General features: G+C 73.6%; 25 protein-coding genes and 1 tRNA gene. 12 read left to right on the top strand and 14 right to left on the bottom strand.

The genetic code is table 11. The features are described 5' to 3' along the window. Positions 1 to 11: 11 nt before the first annotated feature. From KPL57_RS04225 to KPL57_RS04210, 4 genes are read right to left on the bottom strand one after another with little or no spacing between them, the layout of a single operon-like run. The gene (locus KPL57_RS04225) at positions 12 to 1895 is read right to left on the bottom strand and encodes a S9 family peptidase (protein ID WP_226350546.1); all 1884 of its coding nucleotides are present in this window, start codon (positions 1893 to 1895) and stop codon (positions 12 to 14) included. After that, complete coding sequence (locus KPL57_RS04220) at positions 1892 to 2170, bottom strand: hypothetical protein (protein WP_226350545.1); 279 nt, start codon at positions 2168 to 2170, stop codon at positions 1892 to 1894. Before KPL57_RS04220 ends, KPL57_RS04225 begins: the two co-directional genes overlap by 4 nt. Beyond that, entirely contained in the window at positions 2167 to 3447 is a 1281-nt protein-coding gene (locus KPL57_RS04215; protein WP_226350544.1) for an MFS transporter, read from the bottom strand. The genes KPL57_RS04220 and KPL57_RS04215 overlap by 4 nt, the downstream gene beginning before the upstream one ends. Next, positions 3444 to 4079: a DUF3159 domain-containing protein gene (locus tag KPL57_RS04210; RefSeq protein ID WP_100878273.1), complete on the bottom strand. Its 636-nt coding sequence runs from the start codon at positions 4077 to 4079 to the stop codon at positions 3444 to 3446. Before KPL57_RS04210 ends, KPL57_RS04215 begins: the two co-directional genes overlap by 4 nt. A gap of 138 nt (positions 4080 to 4217) precedes the next feature. Between KPL57_RS04210 and KPL57_RS04205 the strand changes: the two genes are divergently transcribed. From KPL57_RS04205 to KPL57_RS04195, 3 genes are all read left to right on the top strand, one after another. Next, complete coding sequence (locus KPL57_RS04205) at positions 4218 to 4943, top strand: MerR family transcriptional regulator (protein ID WP_226350543.1); 726 nt, start codon at positions 4218 to 4220, stop codon at positions 4941 to 4943. A gap of 31 nt (positions 4944 to 4974) precedes the next feature. Beyond that, a complete protein-coding gene (locus KPL57_RS04200; RefSeq protein ID WP_226350542.1) occupies positions 4975 to 5157 on the top strand; it encodes a DUF4177 domain-containing protein in 183 nt (60 codons plus the stop codon). 86 nt (positions 5158 to 5243) lie between these two features. Then, positions 5244 to 8315 (top strand): DUF3427 domain-containing protein, encoded by a 3072-nt coding sequence (locus tag KPL57_RS04195; RefSeq protein WP_226350541.1) that lies wholly within the window; start codon positions 5244 to 5246, stop codon positions 8313 to 8315. Between the two features lie 73 nt (positions 8316 to 8388). Here KPL57_RS04195 and KPL57_RS04190 read toward each other — a convergent pair whose 3' ends face one another. Continuing rightward, a complete protein-coding gene (locus tag KPL57_RS04190; protein ID WP_226350540.1) occupies positions 8389 to 8856 on the bottom strand; it encodes a hypothetical protein in 468 nt (155 codons plus the stop codon). A 129-nt stretch (positions 8857 to 8985) separates the two neighbouring features. Between KPL57_RS04190 and KPL57_RS04185 the strand changes: the two genes are divergently transcribed. Both KPL57_RS04185 and KPL57_RS04180 read left to right on the top strand, forming a co-directional pair. Next, positions 8986 to 9735, top strand: a complete 750-nt coding sequence (locus KPL57_RS04185; RefSeq protein ID WP_226350539.1) for a DUF1275 family protein — start codon at positions 8986 to 8988, stop codon at positions 9733 to 9735. Between the two features lie 87 nt (positions 9736 to 9822). Next, positions 9823 to 11175: an MFS transporter gene (locus KPL57_RS04180; protein WP_226350538.1), complete on the top strand. Its 1353-nt coding sequence runs from the start codon at positions 9823 to 9825 to the stop codon at positions 11173 to 11175. Positions 11176 to 11184: 9 nt separating this feature from the next. On the opposite strand, the gene KPL57_RS04175 is transcribed toward KPL57_RS04180, so the two are convergent. Next, positions 11185 to 11781 carry a hypothetical protein gene (locus KPL57_RS04175; RefSeq protein WP_226350537.1) on the bottom strand — a complete coding sequence of 199 codons (597 nt, stop codon included), beginning with the start codon at positions 11779 to 11781 and terminating at the stop codon, positions 11185 to 11187. 134 nt (positions 11782 to 11915) lie between these two features. On the opposite strand from KPL57_RS04175, the gene KPL57_RS04170 reads away from it, so the two are divergent. Beyond that, positions 11916 to 12389 carry a DUF3632 domain-containing protein gene (locus KPL57_RS04170; RefSeq protein WP_226350536.1) on the top strand — a complete coding sequence of 158 codons (474 nt, stop codon included), beginning with the start codon at positions 11916 to 11918 and terminating at the stop codon, positions 12387 to 12389. Here KPL57_RS04170 and KPL57_RS04165 read toward each other — a convergent pair. Beyond that, positions 12367 to 13245, bottom strand: coding sequence for an aldo/keto reductase (locus tag KPL57_RS04165; protein WP_226350535.1), 879 nt, complete (start codon positions 13243 to 13245; stop codon positions 12367 to 12369). The two genes, KPL57_RS04170 and KPL57_RS04165, sit on opposite strands and share 23 nt — an antisense overlap. A gap of 146 nt (positions 13246 to 13391) precedes the next feature. On the opposite strand from KPL57_RS04165, the gene KPL57_RS04160 reads away from it, so the two are divergent. Together KPL57_RS04160 and KPL57_RS04155 are read left to right on the top strand one after the other, a co-directional pair. After that, the gene (locus tag KPL57_RS04160) at positions 13392 to 13883 is read left to right on the top strand and encodes an inorganic diphosphatase (RefSeq protein WP_226350534.1); all 492 of its coding nucleotides are present in this window, start codon (positions 13392 to 13394) and stop codon (positions 13881 to 13883) included. A gap of 347 nt (positions 13884 to 14230) precedes the next feature. After that, positions 14231 to 14587 carry a hypothetical protein gene (locus KPL57_RS04155; protein ID WP_226350533.1) on the top strand — a complete coding sequence of 119 codons (357 nt, stop codon included), beginning with the start codon at positions 14231 to 14233 and terminating at the stop codon, positions 14585 to 14587. A 10-nt stretch (positions 14588 to 14597) separates the two neighbouring features. Here KPL57_RS04155 and KPL57_RS04150 read toward each other — a convergent pair whose 3' ends face one another. Beyond that, a complete protein-coding gene (locus KPL57_RS04150) occupies positions 14598 to 15749 on the bottom strand; it encodes an MmpS family transport accessory protein (RefSeq protein ID WP_226350532.1) in 1152 nt (383 codons plus the stop codon). A 269-nt stretch (positions 15750 to 16018) separates the two neighbouring features. Between KPL57_RS04150 and rraA the strand changes: the two genes are divergently transcribed. Beyond that, complete coding sequence (rraA, locus tag KPL57_RS04145) at positions 16019 to 16516, top strand: ribonuclease E activity regulator RraA (RefSeq protein WP_226350531.1); 498 nt, start codon at positions 16019 to 16021, stop codon at positions 16514 to 16516. 24 nt (positions 16517 to 16540) lie between these two features. Beyond that, positions 16541 to 16828, top strand: coding sequence for a hypothetical protein (locus KPL57_RS04140; protein ID WP_226350530.1), 288 nt, complete (start codon positions 16541 to 16543; stop codon positions 16826 to 16828). Here KPL57_RS04140 and KPL57_RS04135 read toward each other — a convergent pair. Continuing rightward, on the bottom strand, positions 16752 to 17438 hold the full coding sequence (locus KPL57_RS04135) for a TetR/AcrR family transcriptional regulator (protein WP_226350529.1): 687 nt from the start codon (positions 17436 to 17438) through the stop codon (positions 16752 to 16754). The two genes, KPL57_RS04140 and KPL57_RS04135, sit on opposite strands and share 77 nt — an antisense overlap. Positions 17439 to 17485: 47 nt before the next feature. On the opposite strand from KPL57_RS04135, the gene KPL57_RS04130 reads away from it, so the two are divergent. Next, positions 17486 to 18397: an SDR family NAD(P)-dependent oxidoreductase gene (locus tag KPL57_RS04130; RefSeq protein ID WP_226350528.1), complete on the top strand. Its 912-nt coding sequence runs from the start codon at positions 17486 to 17488 to the stop codon at positions 18395 to 18397. Positions 18398 to 19264: 867 nt separating this feature from the next. On the opposite strand, the gene KPL57_RS04125 is transcribed toward KPL57_RS04130, so the two are convergent. Then, positions 19265 to 20518 (bottom strand): FAD-dependent monooxygenase, encoded by a 1254-nt coding sequence (locus KPL57_RS04125; RefSeq protein ID WP_226350527.1) that lies wholly within the window; start codon positions 20516 to 20518, stop codon positions 19265 to 19267. 76 nt (positions 20519 to 20594) lie between these two features. Between KPL57_RS04125 and KPL57_RS04120 the strand changes: the two genes are divergently transcribed. Beyond that, entirely contained in the window at positions 20595 to 21215 is a 621-nt protein-coding gene (locus KPL57_RS04120; protein WP_226350526.1) for a TetR/AcrR family transcriptional regulator C-terminal domain-containing protein, read from the top strand. A gap of 79 nt (positions 21216 to 21294) precedes the next feature. Here KPL57_RS04120 and KPL57_RS04115 read toward each other — a convergent pair whose 3' ends face one another. The 4 genes from KPL57_RS04115 to KPL57_RS04100 all read right to left on the bottom strand — a co-directional run bounded on the left by KPL57_RS04115 (position 21295) and on the right by KPL57_RS04100 (position 22873). Then, a complete protein-coding gene (locus tag KPL57_RS04115) occupies positions 21295 to 21804 on the bottom strand; it encodes a hypothetical protein (RefSeq protein ID WP_226350525.1) in 510 nt (169 codons plus the stop codon). 91 nt (positions 21805 to 21895) lie between these two features. Next, positions 21896 to 21967, bottom strand: a tRNA-Val gene (locus KPL57_RS04110). Positions 21968 to 21980: 13 nt separating this feature from the next. Further along, the gene (locus KPL57_RS04105; protein ID WP_226350653.1) at positions 21981 to 22445 is read right to left on the bottom strand and encodes a peroxiredoxin; all 465 of its coding nucleotides are present in this window, start codon (positions 22443 to 22445) and stop codon (positions 21981 to 21983) included. After that, positions 22442 to 22873: a DUF3052 domain-containing protein gene (locus KPL57_RS04100; protein WP_020624178.1), complete on the bottom strand. Its 432-nt coding sequence runs from the start codon at positions 22871 to 22873 to the stop codon at positions 22442 to 22444. Before KPL57_RS04100 ends, KPL57_RS04105 begins: the two co-directional genes overlap by 4 nt. Between the last annotated feature and the right edge of the window lie 369 nt (positions 22874 to 23242).

The following is a 23242-nucleotide window of genomic DNA, read 5'->3' as shown; positions in this document are numbered from 1 at the left end:
GCGCCGGTGGATCAGCTCCCGCGCAGGTGGGTGGCCAGGAACCGGTCGGCCGTCTCGAACATCGTCACCAGGTTCTCCTGGTTGACGATGGCGTGGCCCTCGTCGTCGAACACCAGGTACTCGAAGTCCACCCCGCGCCCGCGCAGCGCGGCGACGAGGTTGTCGGACTCGGCGCGCACCACGCGGACGTCGTTGGCACCCTGCACCACCATCAGCGGGGTGCGGATGTCGTCGACCCGGGTGATCGGCGAGCGGGCCAGCATGTCCGCCTCCTGAGCGGGGTCGGCGGGGTCGCCGACGTAGCGGAACCAGTTGTTGACCAGGCCGGGTCGGGTGAACTCCGGGACGGTGCGCAGGAAGTCCGCCAGGTTCGAGATGCCGACGTACTCCACCGCCGCGGCGAAGCGGTCCGGGGTGAACGCGACCCCGACCAGGGTGGCGTAGCCGCCGTAAGACCCGCCGAACATCGCGATCCGGTCCGGGTCGGCGTACCCGCGCGCGACGGCCCAGTCGACGGCGTCGAGCAGGTCGTCGTGCATGGCGCCGGCGAACTCCCCGACCGCGGCCTCCATGTGGGCGCGGCCGAACCCGTAGGAGCCGCGGAACTGCGGCTGGAGCACGGCGTAGCCGCGGTTGGCCCACAGCTGCACGCTCGCGTCGAAGCCCCACCAGTCCCGCGACCACGGCCCGCCGTGCGGCATGAGCACCAGGGGCAGGCCCTCGGGTGCGACGCCGACCGGCAGCGTCAGGTAGGCGAGCATGTCCCGGCCGTCGCGGGCGGTGATCGTGACCGCCTCCATCGGCGCCATCGCGGCCGGGTCGAGGTCGGCGCGCGGGCGGAACAGCAGCCGCGACTCCCCCGTGGCGTGGTCGTGGAACCAGGTCTGCGGGTCGCGGTCGTGGGCGAACGTCGCGACCCAGCGGCGCCCGTCGACGTCGCCGGAGACCCCGGACAGGTCGCCGTCGCACAGGCCGCGCAGGGCGGCGAGGACCTCGGCGAAGCCCGGGTCGACCGCGCGGATCTCCTGGCGCGCCCCGAGGTAGCGGACGCCGAGCAGCTCCCCGGTGCCGCGGTGGCGGATCAGCGGCGACGGCAGGCTGGGGAAGATCTGCGCGCGGACGTCGATGTCGTGTTCGGGGTGCCGGTCGACCTCGGTGACCTCGCCGGTGGTGGTGTCGAGGCGGCCGAGGTGCAGCCGGTCGCCGTCGCCGTGGGTGCCGACCCAGATGCCGGTGCCGTCCGGGGTGGGCTCGTAGGGGTACACGCCGAGCGGGTGGGCGTCGCCGTCGAAGGTGGCGACGAGGTCGTCGCCGCGCCACACCTGCGCGACGCCGTCCTCGGTGAGGGTCTCGCGCAGCAGCTCGTCGCCGACGAGGGTCCAGCCCGCTCCCCCGCCGGGGCTCTGCGCGAGCACCGTCATCACACCGGTGGCGACGTCGAGCTCGCACAGGTCGAACTCGACGGGGTTGCGGGCGTTGCTCTGCAGCAGGAGCGTCCCGGGCCGGTCCGGCCGCTGCTCGATCCCGAACATCGTCGCGCCCTCGAACGGGGTGAGGTCCACCGCGGGCGCGTCCGGCGCGGTCAGGTCGACGCGGAACACGTGCCAGTTCTCGTCGCCGCCGGTGTCCTGCAGGTAGAGCAGGTAGCGGGGGTCGTCGGTCCAGAGGTAGCGCAGCACGGTGCGCGTCTCGTCGGCGGTGACGCAGCGCTCGTCGCCGCCGTCCACGTCGGTCACCCACACGTTCAGGCGCCCCTTCCAGGGGGCGAGGAAGGCGATGCGGGTGCCGTCCGGGGAGATCGTGGCGGCGGTGCGGTCGGGCATGCGCAGCAGGTCGCGGGCGGGGATCCGGTCGGGCGGGGCCATGGTGGTCTCCGGGGTCGGGGTGCCGGTCACAGCGCGGTCCAGATCGTCTCGGCGTCGACGACGCGGTGCCGGCGCCGGGTGAGGGCGTGCTCGGCCGCGGCGACCCCCGGTACCGGCAGCGACGCCGGCATCTCCGCCCGCGCGACCTGCTCGCCGTCGCGGTACAGGCGTGCGTCCCAGTCCCGTGCCTGGTCGACCTCGACGGTCCACATCGCGCCGGGCCCGCCGGGCTCGGGGAGAGGGGCCGCATACACCGAGCGGGTCAGGATCTCGTGGCGGCGCAGCGGCCGCAGCCGCGGGCTCACCGGGCACCCGCCGTCGCCGGGGCCGGTGCGGCGGCGTCGGCCGCACCCGGTTCGCCGAGGTCACGGAACGCGGGCGCCACCAGCGCGACGAGCGCGGTGCCGACCGCGACCGCGGCGAGCGCGATCCCGGCGGCGCCGAGGCCGACCGCGGAGGCCAGCGCCGCGACCGGCGCCGCGGTCAGCGCGGGCGCGGCGAGCAGCAGGGTGTTCTGCGCTCCGAGGACGCGGCCGCGCAGGGCGTCCGGGGTGGCCTCGATGGTGAGGACCCCGAGCACCGCGCCGACCGGGGCGTTGGTGAACCCCACGAGCGCGGCGGCGCCGAGCACCACCCACGGCGAGGCCAGGCTCCCGACCAGCGCGAACCCGGCGCCGAAGCCGAGCATCCCGAGCACGAACCAGGTCCGGCGCCGCACCCGGTTCACCAGCGCCGCGTACAGCACGGAGCCGGCCAGCCCGCCCGCGGCGAGCGCGCTCAGCGTCAGCCCGGCGAGCGCGGGCAGGTCCAGCGCCGTGAAGTAGGCGGGCATCAGCGTCGTCTGCAGGGCCGCGATGACCGCGACCAGCACCGCCGACACCAGCGTCGCTCCGAGCACCAGCCGCTGCCCGGCGAGGAACACCCACGACGCCGCGAGATCCCGCACGGCCCTGCGCACCGCACCCCCCGGAGCGGTGCGCAGGACCACCTCGACCCGCCCGGCCCGCGGGTCCAGCAGCGCCGCGGTCAGCGCCGCGAGCAGGCTCGTCAACGCCGTCACCACCAGCACCGTCGACGCCGGCCCGGCCAGGGCGACCAGCAGGCCGCCGATCGCCGGTCCGGCCAGCAGCAGCACGTTGGCCAGGTTCTCCCGCAGCGCGATCAGCCGGTCCAGCCGGCCCGGCCGCGGGTCGAGCCGGACCAGTGCCGGCAGCAGGACCTCCTGCGCGGTCATCGCGGGCACCCGCACGACCGCGCCGAGCACGCCGAGCACCAGGAAGGCGGTCATGCCGAGCCCCCACAGCGCGTCGACGACCGGCAGCGCCGCGACCACCGCGGCCCCCAGGACCCCGGCGACGACGGTGACCAGCCTGCGGTCGACCCGGTCCACGACCAGCCCCGAGACCAGCCCGGTCAGCGCGGACGCCGTGGTGGTGACCGTCGCCAGCACGCCCGCGGCCAGCACGTCCCCGGTGCGCTGCAGGACCAGCAGCGGCAGGACCGCCGCCATGATCCCGCCGCCGAGCAGGGTCAGCCCGTAGGCGGCGAGCCACAGCGCCGGGCTGCGTCGCAGCGTGCTCACCGGACCAGGGCCTTGGTGCTGCGCCGGAACGCCCAGACGACCACCAGCGCGGCCAGCACGGTCAGCGGGGTGCCCATGGCGACCCGGGCGATGCCCAGCCCGCCGGTGGCCTCGGCGACGTAGAGCCACTGCTGGATCCCGAACCGCGCGCCGAGCACCAGCGCCGCGGCACCGGTGGCCAGGTCGTGGGCGCGCAGGACCGCGGGCGTCGAGCGCCAGGGGTGCGTGCCCCCGTGGACGGCGTTCCAGATCACACCGGTGATCGGCCGGCGGGCCAGCAGCGACCCGGCCGTGACGACGAACCCGGCCAGCGAGGCCCAGATGCCGATGACGAAGAAGTCGCGCGCCGACCCGGTCCAGGCGACGATCCCGGCCGCCAGCGCGACGCCGAGCAGGCTGCCGACCGCGGAGCTGAACTTCTCCCGCTGCAGCAGCCGGTAGCCGAACAGGGCCAGACCGGTCGCGACGGCGATGCCGATGGTCAGCGGCAGGGACAGAAAGGCGTTCGCCGTCACGAACACGATCACCGGGATTGTCGAGTAGACGAACCCCGCGGTCCCGCCCATCTGGTCGAGCAGGCTCGGGGTGGCGCGGTCGCGGGTCCTGTCGTGCTGCGGCTCGGTCATGGTCATGCCGTCCTCCCTCGTCGTGATGTGCTGCAACGAGGGAAGGCCGTGCCGCCACGGCACACTCAAGCCCGAGGGCCCGTCGTGTGGTTCAGGTCACTGCCGGCTTGACCGTGCCGCGACGGCACGGTGTGGGCTCACCCCATGACGTGGAGCACCCGGGAGGTAGCCGAGCTGGCCGGCACCAGCCTGCGGGCGGTGCGGCACTACCACGAGGTGGGGTTGCTGGCCGAGCCCGCACGACGGGCGAACGGCTACAAGCAGTACGGGGTCGAGCACCTCGTGCGGCTGCTGCGGATCAAGCGGCTGGCCGACCTCGGCTTCTCGCTGCCGCAGATCGCGGACACCCTCGACGAGGGCGACCATCCCGAGCAGGCGCTGCGCACGCTCGACGCCGAGCTCGCCGCCACGATCGAACGGCTGCAGCGGGCCCGCCTCGAGCTCGCCACGATCATCGACCGACGTGCCCCGGCGGACCTGCCGGTGGCCATGGCGCCGGCGCAGGCGGCCGCGCTGACCGAGTCCGACCGGTCGGTGATGCTGCTCATGAGCCGGTTCATGGGGCCACGCAAGCTGACCGCCTACGGCGAGCTGCTGCGCGACCTGCCGGCCGACCCGACCGACGGCGAGTTCGACCGCCTGCCCGCCGACTCCGGTGAGGAGGTCCGCGCCGGCCTCGCCGAGCGGATGGCGCCGCACGTGCGCCGGATGCGGGAGGCCCATCCGGGCCTGGTCGGCCCCGACGACGACGCCCCGCGCGGAGCACAGGTCCTCGCGGAGACGACGAGTGCGGCGATGCGGGAGCTCTACAACCCGGCCCAGGTGGACGTCCTGGTCCGCCTCGCGGCGCTGCTGCAGACCACCCCCTGACCTGACCACCCCTGAACGGAGAGGACGACCGATGTTCGAACACAAGGTGCTGAAGTACAAGCTCGGCTGGAAGGGCTTCGACTACCCCGGGATGGAGCGGGAGCTCAACGAGCTCGGCTCGCAGGGATGGGAGGCGGTCGGGACCCTCGTGCCCTCGTCGGGCAACGGGCAGGCGCTCGAGGCCGTGGTGATCATGAAGCGGGCGCGGGGGTGATCATCACGGCCGGGTGACACGCCGGCGGGCCGGCGACGATGCGCGACGGCCGCCTGTCCGTCGGGGGCACCCGGCAAGCTGACGGCGTGAGCGAACCCCTGCGCGCCGGGGCGCACGAACGTCTGCGCACCGCCCGGCTCGACACCGCCCTCGCCGCCGTCGGCGACCTGACCCCGCGCTGGGACGAGGTCGAGGAGGCGACCCAGCCGCGGGTGCTGTCGCGGCACGTGGCCCGGGTCGTCGAACAGGCGCTGGCCGACCGGGACCCGGAGCAGCGGGTCGCGCTGGTCAACCGGCTGCTCGCCCAGGTCGAGCGCGAGGAACAGCTCTCCGCCGACCCGCAGCAGCTCATCGCGCTCACCCGGGAGATCGCCCCCGGAGTGCACGAGGTCCGGCGCCCCCTGACCCCGCTGTCGGACGCGGCGCTGTTCACCAACGCCGCCGGCGAGCCGAAGCTGCATACCGCGCTGCAGTCCGAGCTGTCCAGCGCCGACCGTGTCGACCTGCTGTGCGCGTTCATCCGCTGGCACGGCATCCGGCTGCTGGAGAACGAGCTCGACGTGCTGCACGAGCGCGGCGTCCCGTTCCGGGTCATCACCACCACCTACATGGGCGCCACCGAGCAGCGGGCGGTCGACGAGCTCGTCCGGCGGCACGGTGCCGAGATGAGGATCAGCTACGCGAGCGCGACCACCCGGCTGCACGCGAAGGCGTGGCTGTTCCGCCGGGACTCCGGCTTCGACACCGCGTTCGTCGGGAGCTCGAACCTGTCGCGGTCCGCGCTCGTCGACGGTCTGGAGTGGAACGTCCGGCTGTCCTCGGTGGCCACGCCGGAGCTGATCCGCAAGTTCACCTCGACGTTCGACTCCTACTGGGCTGCGCCCGACTTCGTCTCCTACGACCCGGACCTGCCCGCCGACTCCCAGCGTCTCGCCGACGCCCTGGGCCGTCGTGAGGACGACACCACCCCGTTGTCCGGGCTGGAGGTCCGCCCGTTCCCGCACCAGGAGCAGATCCTCGAAGCCCTCGCGACCGAGCGCGAGGTGCACGACCGGCACCGGAACCTCGTCATCGCCGCGACCGGGACCGGCAAGACCGTCGTCGCGGCGCTGGACTACGCGCGGCTGCGCCACGCGCACCCGCGGCTGCTGTTCATCGCGCACCGCAAGGAGATCCTCGACCAGTCCCGGCGCACCTACCGCAACGTGCTCGCCGACGGCGCCTTCGGCGAGACCTACGTCGGTGGGGACCGCCCGCAGCGCTGGAACCACGTGTTCGCCTCGGTGCAGTCGCTGGCGTCCTACGGGGTGGAGAACATCCCGCCCGACCACTTCGACGTCGTCGTGATCGACGAGTTCCACCACGCGGCCTCGCCCACCTACCGCGCGTTGCTCGACCACCTGCGGCCCGCCGAGTTCCTCGGTCTGACCGCGACCCCCGAACGCTCCGACGGCGTCGACGTCCGTGACCTGTTCTTCGAGGGACGTACCGCCGCCGAGCTGCGCCTGTGGGATGCGTTGTCGGCGGACCTGCTGGTGCCCTTCCACTACTTCGGGGTCGCCGACGACGTCGACCTCACCGGGATCGAGTGGAAGCGCGGCAGCTACGACATCACCTCCCTCGACGGCCTCTACACCGGCAACGACGCCCGCGCCGCCAAGGTCATCCGCGAGACCCGCGCCAAGGTCACCGACGTGACCGCGATGCGGGCGCTCGGGTTCTGCGTCTCGGTCGCGCATGCCGAGTACATGGCGCGGGTGTTCACCGCGGCCGGCATTCCCAGTGAGGCGGTCACCGGGCAGACGGCCCGCGACGACCGTGACGGCGCCCTGCGGCGGCTGCGGGACCGTCGGGTGAACTGCCTGTTCGCCGTCGACGTGTTCAACGAGGGGCTCGACGTGCCGCAGGTCGACACCGTCCTGCTGCTGCGCCCCACCCAGAGCGCGACGGTGTTCCTCCAGCAGCTCGGCCGCGGGCTGCGGCGCGCTCCGGACAAGGCGGTGCTCACCGTCCTGGACTTCATCGGCCAGCACCGCCGCGAGTTCCGCTTCGACCTGCGCTTCCGGGCTCTGACCGGCAGCAGCCGGGCCGGGGTCGTCCGCGACGTCGAAGAGGGTTTCCCGTTCCTGCCGTCCGGCTCGGCGATGGTGCTGGACCCGGTCGCCCGCGACATCGTGCTGGACAACGTGCGCAGCCGGCTCCGCCTGTCCCGCAAGGACCTCATCGCCGATGTCCGCTCGCACGGCGAGTCGGCCCTGGCCCGCTACCTGCACGAGTCCGGCGGCGAGCTGGCCGACGTCTACCGCAGCAAGGGTTCCTGGACGGCGCTCCGCCGCGACGCGGGCCTGACCGGCCCGGCCACCGGACCGGACGAGACCGCGCTGCTCCGGCGGCTCGCGATGCTGACCCACGTCGACGACCCCGAGCGGGCCGCCGTCTACGCCCGCGTCGCCGACCCGGCCGGTCCGGGCTACGCCGAGCTGACCGAGCGCGAGCAGCGGCTGGCCCGGATGCTGTTCTTCCAGCTCTGGCCCGACCGCGGCGGGTTCGACAGCTACCAGGCCGGGGTCGACCACCTGCGCCGCCACCCCGCGGTCTGCGCCGAGATCCGCGAGCTGACCGCGTACACGCTCGACCAGGCCCGGCACCTGCCGCGTTCGCTGGGCGAGGGACTGCAGAACGTGCCGCTGCAGAGCCACGCGCACTACCGGCGCGAGGAGATCCTGGCCGCGCTGGACTGGGCATCCTTCGAACGCAAGGCATCCGGGCACGCGACCGGCGTCGTCTGGGCCGACGTCCCACGGGTCGACGCGCTGCTGGTCAACCTGCACAAGACCGAGCGGGACTTCTCCCCCACCACGATGTACCGGGACTTCGCGCTGCAGCCCGACCTGTTCCACTGGGAGTCGCAGAACGCGGCCTCCCCGGAGACGGGGATGGGCCGGCGCTACCTGACCCACGCCGAGCAGGGCAGCCACGTGGTGCTGTTCGTCCGGGACTCCCCCGGCGACGACACCGGCCCGGGCGCGCCGTTCCTGTGCCTCGGCGCCTGCCGGTACGTCTCCCACCAGGGCAGCAAGCCGATCGCGATCACCTGGAAGCTGCGCCGCGCCATGCCGGGCGAGACGTTCCGGGCGGCGAGCGTCGTGGCGTCCTGACCCGGAGCGGGCATCGTGCCGGAAGCGGCATCGCCGGCCGGGGACAGATCCGTCCGGACACTCGCCCTCCGGTTCAGCCTCCCCCACTCGACGCGGCGGCCGCGTTCTGCTGCTCCCACACCGAGAGCACGACCGCGACGACGAACAGCTGCGCCGGCAGGCTCAGACCCGGCAAGGTCGCTTCGGCCCCGCCGCGCCACCAGCTCGACTTCCGGATCGTCCCGGCGGTCCGGTCGCCCTCGACGAGGTGCTGCTCGGAGCTCCACACCGAGGCCCGGCGGAAGCGGTAGGACCGGCCGTCGGCGGTGACGGTCCAGTGCTTGCGACCAGCCCGCTCCGCCGTGGCGACGACGGTCCCCGCGGAGTCGGTCATCGTGTAGGTCCTGCCCCACACGGTCGATCCGATCTGGTACTCGCGGCCCTCGACCTGGATCTGCCCGCCGGAGCGCCACCAGTGCGAGCTGAAGGTGCTGACCGGCGCGCCGTCCAGTGTGAACTCGTAGTCGCGGCGCCATACGCTCGTCCGCTCGGCACGCAGCATGGGGTGATCGAACCATCCGAGTCCTCGGCACACCGCGCAGGCCGGGTGGGCGGGGACTCAGCCGGGCGGCGAGCTGATCATTCCCCCCACTTAGCGTCCCCTTAGGCCGAACGGCCGAATGCTGCCGCCGTGCTCACCACAGATCATGACAAGCGGACGACCCGGATCTTCGCGGCGGTACCGCTGCTGCTGGCCGCGGCGGCGGGCGCCCTGGACGGGGCCTCGTTCACGGCGTTCCACGACGTGGTCGTCAGCGCCATGACCGGCAGCTTCGTCGCGCTCGGCCGGGGGCTGGGGTCGGTGTCGGTGCTCGCCCCCGCGGCCTGGGCGCTGGGCGGCTACGTGCTGGGCCTGGTCGCCGGCACCGTGACGGCCGGTCTGGCCGAGCGGAGGCTGCCGGCCCGGGGCGCCGTCGGTGTCACGCTCGGCCTGGAGCTCGCGGTCCTGTCCGCGTTCGGCCTCGCGTGGCTGCTCGGCGGGCCGGGACACGCCTTCCCCGTGGAGCCGATGATCGGGACGGCGACCCTGGCGATGGGACTGCAGGGGGCGGCGCTGCGCCGGATCGGCCCGGCCGGCACCCCCACCAACTACTTCACCGGGGTCGTCACGAACTGGGTGTCGGGCATGGTCGACCCGGCCGGGCGCAGCTGGAACCCCGGCGCCGGTGCCCGCATCGCGGTCTTCGTGCTCGCCGTCGCCGCGACGGGCTCGCTGCACCGGGTCCTCCCGGTCGGGGTGGTCGCCGTGCCGGTGACCCTCGTCGCGGCCGCGACGGCGCTCGCCGCGGCCGCGGCGCGCTCCCGGCGCCCCGTCGGGCTGCGCCCGCACGACCACCCCGCGGACCGGACCCGGTCGATGGTGGCCCCGAGCAGGGCGTGAGCCGTGGACGGTGACGGATTCGTCCCCGTCGGGCAGTCTGACCGGCGTGACCGCAACGGCGCGGCCACGCCGAGGACCGGGGGTCACATGACGACCGAACGGGAACGTTTCCTGCCCACCGAGCAGGGCGAACAGGCCCCCAACGCCGGCCGGGTGCTGGCGCTGCTGTTCGCCGCCAACACGTTCAACTTCTACGACCGGGCCGTCCCGGCGATCGTCGCCGAGCCCGTCAAGCTCGAGTTCGGGCTCTCCGACCTGCAGATCGGCGTCCTGGCCGCGGCGTTCACCGTCGTCTACGCCCTGTGCGGGCTCCCCCTCGGGCGCCTCGCCGACCACCGCTCGCGGGCCCGGATCATGGGCTGGGGCATCGTCGCGTGGAGCCTGCTGACGGCCGCGAGCGGCGCGGCCTGGAACTACGTCTCGCTGCTGCTGATGCGGGTCGGCGTCGGTATCGGTGAGGCCAGCTACGCGCCCGCCGCGAACTCCACGATCGCCGACCTCTACCCGGCGGGGAAGCGGGCGCGGGCGTTCGGGCTGTTCCAGCTCGGGCTGCCGGTCGGGCTCGTGCTCGCCTACTTCTCGGTCGGTGCGATCGCCGAGGCGTTCGGGACGTGGCGGGCCCCGTTCGTGCTGGCCGCGATCCCCGGGCTGCTCATCGCGGCCGGGTTCTTCCTGGTGCGCGAGCCCCGCCGCGGCGCGTCCGAACCGGCGTCGAGGACCACGGTCGAGGCGACGCCCGCACCGGTCGACCGGCCGTTCCGGCGGATCCTGGCCGTCCCGACGATGTGGTTCTTGATCGTCGCCGGGATCGGCGCGAACCTCGCCGCCTACTCGGTCAACACGTTCACCGTGCCGCTGTTCCAGCGCTACTTCGGCGCGTCCCTGACCGGGGCGGCGGTGCTGACCGGCGTCGTCGTCGGCGTGACGGGGCTGGTCGGGCTGCTCGTCGGCGGCTGGGTCTCGGACCGGGCGGCCCGCCGCGGGGCGGGTGCGCGGGTGCTGGTCGGTGCGGTCGCGACGCTGGTGTCGGTCCCGCTGACCTGGTTCGCGCTGTCCGTGGGACCGGAGGCGACGGGCACGTTCGTCGTGCTGTTCGGCGCCGGCTGGCTGTTGCAGTACCTCTACTACACCTCGGCCTACCCGGCCGTCGCCGACGTCGTCGGGCCGCGGCTGCGGTCGACGGCGACGGCGGTCTTCTTCGCCGCGTTCTACCTGCTGGGCGGCGCAGTCGGGCCGGTGATCGCCGGTGCCCTGTCGGACGCGTTCGCCGCAGACGCCCTCGCCGCGGGCGCGAGCCCGGCCGACGCCGCGGCGAACGGGCTGCGGCAGGCCCTCGCCGTGATCGTGCCGCTGTCGATGGCGATCGCGTCGGCGGGGCTGTTCCTCGCCGCCCGCACGGTGCGCCGGGACAACGAGCGGATGACCGCGGCCGCCGGCTGACCCGGGCCCTCAGCCGGGCAGCCGGGTCCAGTCGCGGTCGTCGACGTCGGTGCCGAACGCGTCGAGCGTCACCGTCGTCGAGTCCTGGCGCTGCTCCGGCAGCCGGATCCGGCGCACGTGGGCGCCGTCGAGCCACACCTCGCCCGGCTCGCCGTCGCCGGTGGTGACGGTCAGCCGTCGCCAGCGCTCGCCGCGGTCGGCGACGACGCCGTGGTCGTGGGCCTCGGTGACGTCGGCGAGCCGGTCGAACGCCGCCAGCGGGGTGACGATCCGGCCGGGATCGGTGAGGCCCAGCCGGTCGAGCCTGCGGCCGGGCCGCCCGCTCCAGACCCGGTCCTCGATCTGCACGAACGCGATGTGGTCGTGGCCCACCATGGCGCGGCGCCGGGTGAGGTCGAGGACTCGGCTGGTCACGACCTGCCGCGGCACCCGGCGCAGGACGGCCCGCGCCAGGGCCGGGAGCGGGCGCCGTCGCCGCGGGAGCGCCTCGCCCACGGCGCGGGTCCCGGACATGTCCATCAGCAGGGTGGCACGGGCGGTGCCGGCCGCGACGGTGCGGCCGACGGCGTCGCGCAGCCGGACCATGGCCGGGCTCTCGGTCGTCATCGTGGGGCCTTTCGCAGGTGGCTCGGGGACGAGACCGAGCCTGCCCGTCGTCGCGGTCCGGCGAATCGGTCCGGAGGACGATTCACGTCTCCACCGCAGGGAGGAGGCGGAGCGCAGGAACTAGCCTCGCCCGCGTGGACTTCGACGACGCCGAGACCGTCTACCGTGCCCTCGTCGACGACCACGTCACCGGCCGGGTCCCCCTCGCCGACGGCGTCGCCCGGTTCGCCGCGCCGCTGCGGGCGGCGTGGGTCGAGGACCGGGCCGACGACCGCGTCGAGGGCCTGGCCTGGGCCGCCAGCGGTGCGGTGGCCGCCGCCGCGACCGACCCGGCGCACCACGCGCGTCTCGCCGACCTGCTCGGCGGGGTGCGGGCGCTCGGGCCGCTCACCCGCTCCCCCGACGGTGAGGTCTGCACGGTCTGGGGGCTGACGGTGTTCACCGACCTGCCGTGCGTCGGCGCGCAGCTGCGCGAGGCGCTCGACGTGCACCCGTCCGCGACGTCCGCGCTGTTCGCGTTCGCCGACCGGCTCACCGGTGCCGGGATCCTGGACTTCTCCGGCTGGGCCGGGTGGTCCGACCGGGTCAGTGACCGTCCAGGGCCCTGAGCGCTTCCGGGTCGAGCCGCAGCGACCCGACGGCGACGTTCGCCTCGAGATGGGCGAGGGACGCCGTCCCCGGGATGAGCAGCACCGCCGGGCTGCGGTGGAGCAGCCAGGCCAGCCCCACCTGCGACGCCGTCACCCCCGCCGCCGCGGCGACCTCGCGCACCGCGGGCTCGTCGGCGACCCTGCGCGCGCCCGCCAGCACCCCGCCCAGCGGGTGGAACGGCACCCACGCGACGCCCTCCGCCGCGCACAGGTCGAGCAGCCCGTCGTCGTCGCGCTCGACGAGGCTGTACTCGTTCTGCACGCAGGCGATCCCCGCCGGGAGCGCACGGCGCACGATGTCAGGTTCGACGCTGCTCAGCCCGATCGCGCCGATGGTGCCCGCGTCGCGCAGTGCGGTCAGGACGGCGAGCTGGTCGTCCAGGTCGACGAGCTGGTCGCCCTCGGCACGGATCCGCGAGGTCCCCTCCAGCCGTCGCAGGTTGACCAGCGCGACGTGGTCCGTGCCCAGACTGCGCAGGTTGTCCTCGACGCTCGCCCGCAGCTGCTCGGGCCGCTGTGCGAGCCGCATCGGGAACGGACCGCCCGGATCGGGGTCGGCTCCGACCTTGGTCGCGACGACGACGCCGTCCCCGGGTTGCAGCGCCTCCCGCAGCAGGTCGTTGACCAGGCCGTCGCCGTAGAACTGGGCGGTGTCGACGTGGTCGACCCCCAGCTCGACGGCCCGGCGCAGGAGCGCGACCGCGGCCGGGCGGTCGTCGCGCAGGCGGGCCAGCGCGCTCGCGCCGTAGCCGACGCGGGCGACCGGGCGTCCGGCGAGCGCGTAGGTGCCGCCGGGGCGGTCCGGGTTGCTCATCACGGGTCTCCTCGTCCCCGGTCGTCGCCGACCGGATCCCTTCCGATACTGCCCGCCCGACCGGGTCCCCGTTCCTCCGCAGGGGTGCGCCCCGCCGGGCGAGCGTGTATCTCCTTCACCTGACGCCCAACGCATCGGAGGAGCCCGTGGAGTTCGACATGCTGGTCGAGGTGCCGAAGGGCAGCCGCAACAAGTACGAGGTGGACCACGAGACCGGGCGCATCCGGCTCGACCGGACGCTGTTCACCGCCACCCAGTACCCGGGCGACTACGGCTTCGTCGAGGACACCCTCGGGGAGGACGGCGACCCGCTCGACGCCCTGCTCGTCACCACCGGGGAGCCGCTGTTCCCCGGTGTCCTCGTGCTCGTGCGCACCATCGGCATGTTCCGGATGACCGACGAGGCGGGCGGCGACGACAAGCTGCTCTGCGTCCCGGCCCACGACCCCCGCCTGGAGAACCTGCGCGACATCCACCACCTGCCCGAGTTCCACCGCCGGGAGATCCAGCACTTCTTCGAGATCTACAAGGACCTGGAGCCGGGCAAGAGCGTCGAGGGCGCCGACTGGGCGAACCGGGCGGCGGCCGAGGCGGAGCTGGAGGCGTCGCGGAAGCGGTTCCGGGAGACGCCGCACTGAGCACCTCCCGAACCCCCTGGGACGCGGCCCTGCGGGAGCTGGCCCCCGGTCGGTGGCCCGCGTATCTCACCGCGCACTCCGGCCTGCCCGGCCCGCGGGCGAACCTCACCCTGGTCGCGGCGGCCGCCCGTCGGGCGGACGCGGCGACGATCGGGGCGCTGCTGGCCGACGGCGGCGAGTACCCGGCGACCTGCGCGGCCGCGGCGCTCGGGCGGCGGGCGGCCGATCCCGGGTGCGAGGCCGACGCCCGTGCGCTGGCCGCCGACGACCGCTGGCGGGTACGGGAGGGCGTCGCGCTCGGCCTGCAGCTGTTGGGCGAGGCCGATCCCGGGGCCCTCCTGACCGTCGTGTCGCGGTGGTCGGCGGACGCGGACCCGCTGGTGCGGCGCGCCGCGGTGGCCGCGATCTGCGAGCCGCGGCTGCTGCGGAGCCCGGACGCCGCGGCGGCCGCGGTCGCGGTGTGCCGCCGGGCCACGCAGTGGCTGGCCGCGCTGCCGGACGAGCACCGGAGGCGCCCCGGGGTGCGGACGCTGCGGCAGGCGCTGGGCTACTGCTGGAGCGTCGCCGTCGCCGCGGATCCCGGCCCCGGGCTCGCGGTGTTCCGGGATCTCGACACGTCCGACCCCGACGTCGCATGGATCGTGCAGCGGAACAGGACGAAGAAGCGGCTGTCGTCCCTGCTCCGGGACGAGCGGCCCCGGTGACCGGCCGCCGTCAGCGGCGTCCGTTGCAGGACACCGCGGAGTAGTCGCCGTCGGCCGACTCCTCGGAGATCACGGCGCCGTCGACGAGGATCCGGCAGGAGAGCTCACCGGACCCGCCCGCGGCGGTGACCGAGTAGTCGGTGGGCTCACCGGCGGCCGGGGCCGTGCGCTCCCACGGCAGGTCCGCGCCGGAGACCTGGGCGACCGAGGTGCCCCGGCCGAACGTGATCGTGACCCCCGAGCCGGGCCCGGTGACCTCGTAGGTGATCTGGGCCGCCGCGGACGTCGTGGGTGCAGCGGCGACCTCGGTGGCCGGGACGACGCCGGGCTGGCCGCCGCCCGTCGACGCGCCGAACGCGACCTGACCCTCGCGCCACGCGGCCGGGGTCTCGTCCTCGGTGCCACCCAACACGGCGAGCCCGATCGGCACGGCCGCGGCAGCCGCCGCGACGACGCCGACGACCCACGGCCATCGGCGTCGACGGGCGTCCTCCTGCACGGCGCGGCGGCGTCCACGACGCGGCGGGTCCTCGACGACGTCGTCGGGACCGGGGGCCGGGTCGGGCTGCGGTCCGTCCTCGTCGGGATCGAGGTCGAGGTCACGCGGGTCGTACCCGAGGTCGTGCGGGTCCACGGGCCGGGCCCGGCCGTCGCGGAGGTCGGGGCCCGGCCCGGGCTCCGGGCCGTCCCACGGCGCGGGGGTGTCGCCGGGACCGGCGACCGCGAACCCGTCCACGCCGTACGGCCCGGCGTCGCGGTCCTCGGCCCGGCGCCGTCCGCCGTGCCGGGGACGCCCACTGTGGACGTGTCCGGGCGGCGACACGAGCGTCGGCGGCCGGTGCACCGGGAGCGGCCGGGGCGGAGTCGTCGCGCTCGGGCGCAGCTCCCCGGCGAACGGTCCCTCGGGGTACGGATCGGCCGAGGGTGCGTCCGGTCCGGGAGTCTCCGGAGCGCGGCGACGCCCACGCCGGGAGCCGTGGTCGGTCCGGCCCGCTCCTGGCCGAGCCAGATCATCACGCTCCGTGATCGACCGGGGACGTCCACGGGGCGTGGACGGCCGGGGCTCGGGCTCCCGGGCGGACGGGAAGACGATCCCGGCGACGAGGTCCTCGGGCGAGAGATCCCGGGCCGACGCCTCGACGACGTCGGCCGACCGGTCCATCACCTCGACCGATCGGCGAGGTCCACGTCGGGTCACCGGGGACGACTCGTCCCCGAGCACCCAGCGACCCGAGTCCGGGTCCCATCTCGGTCCTGACACGACGCCCCCCTTTGGTAGCCGTGCCGATTCAACGATTCGGACGCGCGCCGGTTACGGAGCGCGGTCACGGTCACAGAGCGGGAATCCCGTTCGGCCCTGCCGTCGCCCCGTTCGGACGCGCCGGAACCCGCCCGCTGACACCTGGCCCGGTCCGGACGAGAGTGGGCACCATGTCGATCGACCCGCAGTTCCTCCTGGGCCGCCGTACCACCGACGACCTCGCCGACGACCTCGGCGACGCCGTCCGCTCCTGCGACGTCCAGTTCCGCTCCTTCGGCGCACACTCCCGCTTCGCCGGCCCCGTGCGGACCGTGCGGTGCGAGAACGACAACGCCCTGCTCCGCGCCACGCTCGACGGCCCCGGTGACGGCGCCATCCTGGTCGTCGACGGCGGCGGCTCGACCCACTGCGCGCTCATCGGCGACGTCATCGCGGGCCTGGCCGTGGCGAACGGCTGGGCCGGGATCGTCGTCAACGGGGTCGTCCGCGACAGCGTGGCACTCGCCGCGCTCCCCCTCGGCCTCAAGGCGCTGGGCACGAACCCCCGCAAGAGCAGTAAGACCGGGGCCGGGGAGGTCGACGGCACCGTGACGTTCGGCGGGGTCGACTTCGCCCCGGGTGAGATCCTCTACTCCGACGAGGACGGGATCGTCGTCGTCGCGCGGTGAGGTGCCGGCGGCTACCGTCGGCCCATGAGCGCCAAGTCCGACTCCCGGCTCGCCGAGTTCCTGCGCCGGGTGGAGGCGAGCGGCGACGCCGCCGCTCCGGCCGCCGTCGTCTTCGGGACGGGCGAGGTCTCCGAGGTGCAGGAGTCGATCGCGCTGCAGTTCGCCGCGACCGTCCGGGAGCTCGGCCACGTCGAGCCCGCCGGCGGGCCGGACGGCGACCTGCGACGGGTGCGGCTCACCCCGGCGGGCCGGGAGTGGCTCGCGGAGTACGACCGGAGCGCGCCGACGCTGCACCCCCGCTTCTCGTCGTAACCAGGGGCGCGAGAGCGCGGCACGCGCGCCGGACGACGGCGTCGGCGTAGGCGTGGTCGAGCGCCCCGGTCCGCAGCTGCCACCGGTGGAAGACCGGCGCGACGAACAGCTCAAACGCCTCGACGTCGCCCACGGAACCGTCGATGTGGCCGGTGGCCCTCGCCGTCGCGAACCGCCGGGCGAACAGGGCGATCTGCGGGGCGAAGACCTCCTCCAGCACCTGCGCACCGACCGCGGTGTCGACGAGCGCCTCGACGCACAGCGCCCGCAGCAGCGCGTCCCATGCGGGCACCGCGAGCTCGTCGACGACCGCGCGCAGCACCGCGGTGAGGTCGGCCTGCAGGTCACCGGTGTCCGGAATCCCCCCGTCGCCGACGGCCGCGCGCGCGTTGCGGTGGGCCACGGCGTCGACCAGCAGGGCCCCCCGGTGGGGCCACCGCCGGTAGAGCGTGGCCTTGCCGACGCCGGCACGTGCCGCGATCGCCTCCATCGTCACCTGCGGGTACGGCAGCTCCGCCGCCAGGGCCAGGGCGGCCTCGAGCGCGGCCGTGCGCGCCCGTTCGGAGCGGCTGGTCGGCACCGGCGGGCGGTCACGGCTGTCGTCGTCCACGCGATCAGGATAGCGATCGAAACGGAACGTTCCGTATCGTAGGTGCCATGAGTGTGCGTCGCGACGAGGAGAGCCCCGTGACCGAACGACCCGTCTGGTTCGTGACGGGCGCCGGCCGCGGGCTGGGCCGGGCCCTGACGCAGGCCGCGCTCGCGGCCGGCGAGCGGGTGGTGGCGACCGTCCGGCGGGCCGACGCGCTCGCCGACCTGCGTGCGGAGTTCCCGTCGGCGTTGCACGTGGCGACGGCGGACGTCCGCGACCGGGACGCGGTCCGGGCGGCAGTCTCGGCCGGTGTCGCGCGGTTCGGGCATCTCGACGTCGTCGTCAACAACGCCGGCTACGGCCTCGTCGGAGCGGTCGAGGAGGTCGGCGAGGCCGAGGCGCGCGACATCGTGGACACGAACCTGCTGGGACCGCTGTGGGTCGCCCAGGCGGTGCTGCCCCATCTCCGCGCCCGCGGAGCGGGACACATCGTCCAGATCTCGACGACCGGCGCGGTCGGTGCCATGCCGACCCTGGGTCTCTACAACGCGGGCAAGTGGGGGCTGGAGGGCTTCTCGCAGGCGCTCGCCGGCGAGGTGTCACGCTTCGGCATCCGCGTCACCGTGGCCCAGCTGGGCGGGTTCGACACGGACTGGGCGGGCCCGGGGATGCACTTCGCGACCCCCTCCGCCGGCTACGACGACCTGCGTCGCGAGCTGTTCGGGACGGCCGAGGTCCCGTGGCACACGGAGGGGCCGCTCGGAGCGCCCGTGGACGTCGCGGTCGAGGCGCTCCGCCGGCACGTCGCCGCACCCGACGGACCGTTCCGGCTGCTCGTCGGGGCCGATGCACCCGGCCAGGTCACAACGGCGCTCCGGGCCCGGTGCGAGGACTACGCCGGCGACAGCCGCTTCACCTGGCCCGCTCCCGACAGCACCGGTGCTCACCCGTCGTCCCAGCTCCGCGGGGCGACGTAGCCGGTCTGCCCCCTCTCCGGCCCGAGCGCGAGGATCGGGCCGTCGAGCTCCTCCTGCCGCCGTCGCGGCGCTCCGCGACCGGGCGGTCGCGGGGGCTCAGGCGTCTCCCCTGCACGCGCCAGGGTCGGGCGGACGTGAGTTCTGTGGTCGATGTGACTCCGCCTTACAGGTGTCCGGTGGGTGCGCGCGGCAGAGCTCACCTGCAACGATCCTTCGAATCCACCTCCACCCACCCCCGTCGACACCGGCGGTGGCGGCGTTCTCGTGTCACGAGTCGCGTCACGCGGGGCGAGACGATCACCCGAGAATCGCGGCGATCCCCGGTAGCGCGGAAGCAGTTCGGACGCCTCCTCGACCGACCGGTCGACCAGACCCCCGGTCCTGAACACGAGCCCAGGGACCGTCGAGTGCCTGATGCGGTGGCCGACGACGTCGGAGGCGACGCCGCTCAGCTGCTCATGGGTGAGGCGGTCAGGGTCTGTCGGCAGATGCCAGGTCCACCCGAAGGCGTCGGGCGTGTTGCCGATCAGACCCATCGCCCGGCCGACGTCAGGAGTCCGGATCAGCGACCGCTCGCGATCATCCGCAGCCGCGACGGTCCGATGCGCTGCTGCAACCAGGCGCAGCCAGGCAGCGCCGCCGCCGACGCCAGGACATACCCGCTCGTCACCCACTGAGCGCCCGCGAGTGACCCGCCGAGGCCGTCCGCGATCGTGAAGAATCCGACGTCGACCAGCGAGGAATCCAGCCGGCTGGGAAACCGCCGGTGACGATCAGCGCGATCAGAGGGCCGAGCCGAGCGCGCCGCGCGTTCGGGGTCGAGTTCATCGCCTCTCGCATCCGACTGGGATGTACCGCCGGCCCAGTTCAGAGTTCCCGGCCCGCCACCGGGCTCGGCGGCAGTCGCCAGTCCCCGCCACGGTCCTCACTCGAGAAGCGGGCGACAAGCTCGGGGATGCGCAGCGTGGTCGCCACGGCGGTCGCCGCCTGGAAGGCGGTGATCGCTGCACGGCTCTTCGGCATGCCGAGCTTGAGCAGGGCAGGCTTGACGCTCGCCTGGACCTCGTCGATGAACGGGCGCAGGGTGGCGTCGTAGTTCGCGAACGCCGTGGTCAGATCGTCCGGGTGTCGGTTGAGTTCCCCGGCGAGCACGTAGGCGCCGACGAGACCGGCCGACACTCCCATGCCGCTGTAGGGCGACGCGCAGTGCGCGGCGTCCCCGGCGAGGACGACGCGGCCGTTCGACCAGGTGTCGGTACGCACCTGGACAACTTCCTGGGAGTAGAAGAACGGTGCGTCTCGCATGCCGTCGATGAAGCGGTCGACCTGCCAGCCGGCATCGCGGAACCGGTTGGCCCAGAACCGCTTCTGGTCCTCGATCGGGCTGCGATGTATCGCCGATGCCTCCGCAGACTTCTCACGGAGCACGAAGTAGACCTGGGTCTGTTCGGGATTGTGGCTTCGCCGCATGATCTGGCGACCACCCGGAACCATGTAGGTGTCGCGGATGTTGCTGTCCGACCCCGTACGCGGGATGAACCAGTACGCCATGTGGATCCCGACCTGCCAGTACGGCTCGGCCGCGCCGGCGGGAAGGGCCGCCCGACGGACGCGGGAACCCTGACCGTCCGCACCGATGAGGACGTCGTACTCGCCGGTCGTACCATCCGAGAAGTGGGCGGTGACCTTCTCGTCGTCCTGCTCGACCCGGTCCAGGCCGGTCCCGAACACATACTCCGCGTCGTCCTTCGCCAGGTCGTGGAGAATCCGGACCAGGTCGCCACGCATGATCTCGTACTCCGAGGTCAGCGTCTGCCGACCCCGCCCCGAGGCGTTCGCCATGATCGTCGCCCGCGGCTCGCCGCGGGAGTTCACGAACGCGACCCCCGGCTCGTCGACGAGCTCCTCGCGGACCACGTCGAGCACCCCCATACTCCTGATCGCGTCGATCCCCTGCCCACGCAGATCGACCTGGGCCCCGGTGGCGCGGAGCGCGGGGAAACGTTCCACGACCGTCACCCGGTGTCTGCCCTGCCCCAGCCAGTACGCCAGCGCCTGCCCCGCGATTCCGCCACCGCAGATCAGGACCCGCAGCGGCGGTGTCTCACAGCTCGTACTCATGGCGATCCCATCACCCGGCATCTATCGCTGATAGATTCCGTTCCAGTCTCCGACTATCACCGATAGACTGTCAAGGGTGGCGAAGCTGAACCGGGATTCCGTGATCCGCGAGGCACTCGACCTGCTCGACGAGGTGGGGCTGGACAAGATCAGTACCCGCGGCCTCGCACGACGGCTCGGGGTGGAGCAGCCCTCGCTCTACTACCACTTCCGCAAGAAGGAGGATCTCCTCAGCGCGATGGCCGAGGTTGCGATGGCGCCCCACGCGGCCGCGCCTCTGCCAGCGCCCACCGACGACTGGTACGTCTGGTTCCTCGACAACAACCGCAGCTTCCGTCGCACACTCCTGATGCGGCGCGATGGTGCACGTCTGCACGCGGGTGTTCGGCCGGGGCCCTCCGATCGGGAACGCGTCCGCCACAAGATGGCGTTCCTCATCGGCGCCGGCTTCGGAGAGCGGCACGCGCAACTGGCGATGCTCGCCGCGAGCCGGTTCACGGTCGGCTCCGTGCTGGAGGAGCAGGCCGAGACCACCTCTCCCGGGCAGGCCGCGGGCTCCGAGATCCCCCGGATCGACCACGAGCTCGCCTTCGAAGCGGGTCTCGCGCTCCTCACCGACGGGTTCGCACCGCACCGCACCGCACCGACCCGGCGCGACAGCGGTGTCGGTGTCGGTGTCGGGGACGCCTCGCAGTGAGGTGTCCGGCGGACCGGCCACCGGGGTCGGACATGTCACCACGCCGTGACCTCTGTGCGGGCCGACGCGGAGTGGCCCTTCAGCAGCCTCGAACCCACGCGGGTGTGGACGTCCTCGAAGTCGGCCGACGTCGCGTCGAGCGTGTGCCCTCCGACGATCTCCGGACTCCGCCGACCGGCGCGGCCCATCTCGTCCGAGCAGGCCGGCAGGCGGCCCAGATGCCCGGCCAGCACATCGGGAGCGCCGGGCGGGTAGCGGTAGCCGTTGCGGCCGTGGTGGACAGACACCGGGTGTAGGCGCGGAGGGTGGTCGCGTCGACGTCGAGGGTCTCCAGGTAGCGGTCGAGCAGCTGGTCCAGCGTCGCGCTCGTGCGGGGGCTGCGCTGCTCGTCGACAGCATCGAGGAGCCGCGTCCACGCGGCCTCGGCGCGGGCCTCCTGGCGCGGACCGGGCTCGATCACCTCGACGAGGGTGTTCCGCTTCCCCGACACCGGATCCTGGCCGCCGTACACGCGGACGCGCAGGGCACCGCTCGGCAGCCTGTCGATCGTCCCGCGCTGCCTCCGGCGACCGGCCTTCGCCCGTGTCATGACACGAGGATACGAGCCCTTCGTGTCACGAAACGTGTCACGCGGGCCATCGGGTGATCTTGCCGGGGGCTGGAGCCCCTGGTCAGATGCGTGGGCGCGGCAGGGTTCGAACCTGCGACCGCTCGGGTGTAAACCGAGTGCTCTCCCGCTGAGCTACGCGCCCGGGACGGACATCTTCACACGGCCCCGAGGGCCCGACGCCACCCGTCCTGGTCCCGCGGCTCCCCCGGCCCGTTCACCTCCGCGAACGAGACGGTGCCGTCCGGGCGGACGAGGAACGTCCCCCGCAACGCCATGCCCTTCGGTGCGTGGAACACCCCGTAGGACGACGCCACGGCCCCGTGCGGCCAGAAGTCCGACAGCAGCGGGAACCCGAACCCCGCGGACGAGGCCCACGCTCCCAGCGCGAACGTGGGATCGCACGAGATCGACAGCACCTGCACTGAGGAATTCTGGAAGTCCTCGAGCGCGGACTGCACAGCAGCCAGCTCCCCGCCACAGATCCCGGAGAACGCGAACGGGTAGAAGACCAACAGCGCCGAGCGCCCCGACCCGAGTACCGACGCCAGCGAGACCGGCTGTCGGTTCTGGTCGGGGAGCTCGAAGTCCGGGGCGGTCGCGCCCTCGACGACTGGGCTCAGCGCTTGCCCTTCCCCTGCTTCGGCGGCACGAGCTTCGACCCCACCCAGTCGTCCCCGAGCGTCGCGTTGGACGTCTGCGACAGCCCGGCGGTCGGGGCCGCCTCGGCGATCTCGGAGGGCTGGATGTGGCCGTCACGGCCGGTCTTGGGTGTCAGGACCCACACGAAGCCCTCGTCCGAGAGGGGCGTTCGGGCGTCGACCAGGGTGTCGATCAGGTCGCCGTCCCCGTCGCGGAACCACAGGAGGACGACGTCGATGACCTCCTGGGCGTCCTCGTCGAGGAGCTCCTCACCGGTCGTGTCCTCGACGGCCTCTCTGACCTGGTCGTCGATGTCGGTGTCGTACCCGAGTTCCTGGACGATCATGCCCGGCTCGATGCCGAGCTTTGCCGCGATGTCGGACGCACCGGCATCTGCCGCGGTCACCACTCGTTCCCCTTTCACGCTGCTCACGCAGTCCATCGTCTTCGGTTCCGCGTGCGGGCGCCACCCTTCGCGCGAAATCGGATGGGGCATCCGATCACGGGGGCCCGACCGGATGCAACCGGCTCGCGGTTCGCGGCCCGGTGACGCGCAGGTCACCCCGCCCTCCGTTCAGTTACGTACGAGTAGTACCTATCCTCGCGGCCAGAGCCCGACTTCGTGAACGACGAGTTTCGGGACCGCGCCGGAACAGGCACGATGGACCGAGCCACGGCCACGACCGTCGAGTCCGGCCGGCGACGTCGCCCCACAGCCGGCGGCGGAAAGACAGGGCCGGGCGATCCCGGCCACCGACGGAATCAGGCAGGGAGAACC

The organism is Pseudonocardia sp. ICBG601, from assembly GCF_020496245.1.
Note: the sequence above shows the minus strand (reverse complement) of the source record. Positions and strands in the feature narration are given on the sequence as shown.

Coding starts and splice junctions, on each gene's coding strand:
- KPL57_RS04115 (WP_226350525.1), bottom strand. CDS start 21,804: ATGACACGGGCGAAGGCCGGTCGCCGGAGGCAGCGCGGGACGATCGAC.
- KPL57_RS04210 (WP_100878273.1), bottom strand. CDS start 4,079: ATGACCATGACCGAGCCGCAGCACGACAGGACCCGCGACCGCGCCACC.
- KPL57_RS04130 (WP_226350528.1), top strand. CDS start 17,486: ATGAGTGTGCGTCGCGACGAGGAGAGCCCCGTGACCGAACGACCCGTC.
- KPL57_RS04175 (WP_226350537.1), bottom strand. CDS start 11,781: ATGACGACCGAGAGCCCGGCCATGGTCCGGCTGCGCGACGCCGTCGGC.
- KPL57_RS04150 (WP_226350532.1), bottom strand. CDS start 15,749: ATGGACCGGTCGGCCGACGTCGTCGAGGCGTCGGCCCGGGATCTCTCG.
- KPL57_RS04125 (WP_226350527.1), bottom strand. CDS start 20,518: ATGAGTACGAGCTGTGAGACACCGCCGCTGCGGGTCCTGATCTGCGGT.
- rraA (WP_226350531.1), top strand. CDS start 16,019: ATGTCGATCGACCCGCAGTTCCTCCTGGGCCGCCGTACCACCGACGAC.
- KPL57_RS04140 (WP_226350530.1), top strand. CDS start 16,541: ATGAGCGCCAAGTCCGACTCCCGGCTCGCCGAGTTCCTGCGCCGGGTG.
- KPL57_RS04180 (WP_226350538.1), top strand. CDS start 9,823: ATGACGACCGAACGGGAACGTTTCCTGCCCACCGAGCAGGGCGAACAG.
- KPL57_RS04200 (WP_226350542.1), top strand. CDS start 4,975: ATGTTCGAACACAAGGTGCTGAAGTACAAGCTCGGCTGGAAGGGCTTC.
- KPL57_RS04190 (WP_226350540.1), bottom strand. CDS start 8,856: ATGCTGCGTGCCGAGCGGACGAGCGTATGGCGCCGCGACTACGAGTTC.
- KPL57_RS04205 (WP_226350543.1), top strand. CDS start 4,218: ATGACGTGGAGCACCCGGGAGGTAGCCGAGCTGGCCGGCACCAGCCTG.
- KPL57_RS04165 (WP_226350535.1), bottom strand. CDS start 13,245: ATGAGCAACCCGGACCGCCCCGGCGGCACCTACGCGCTCGCCGGACGC.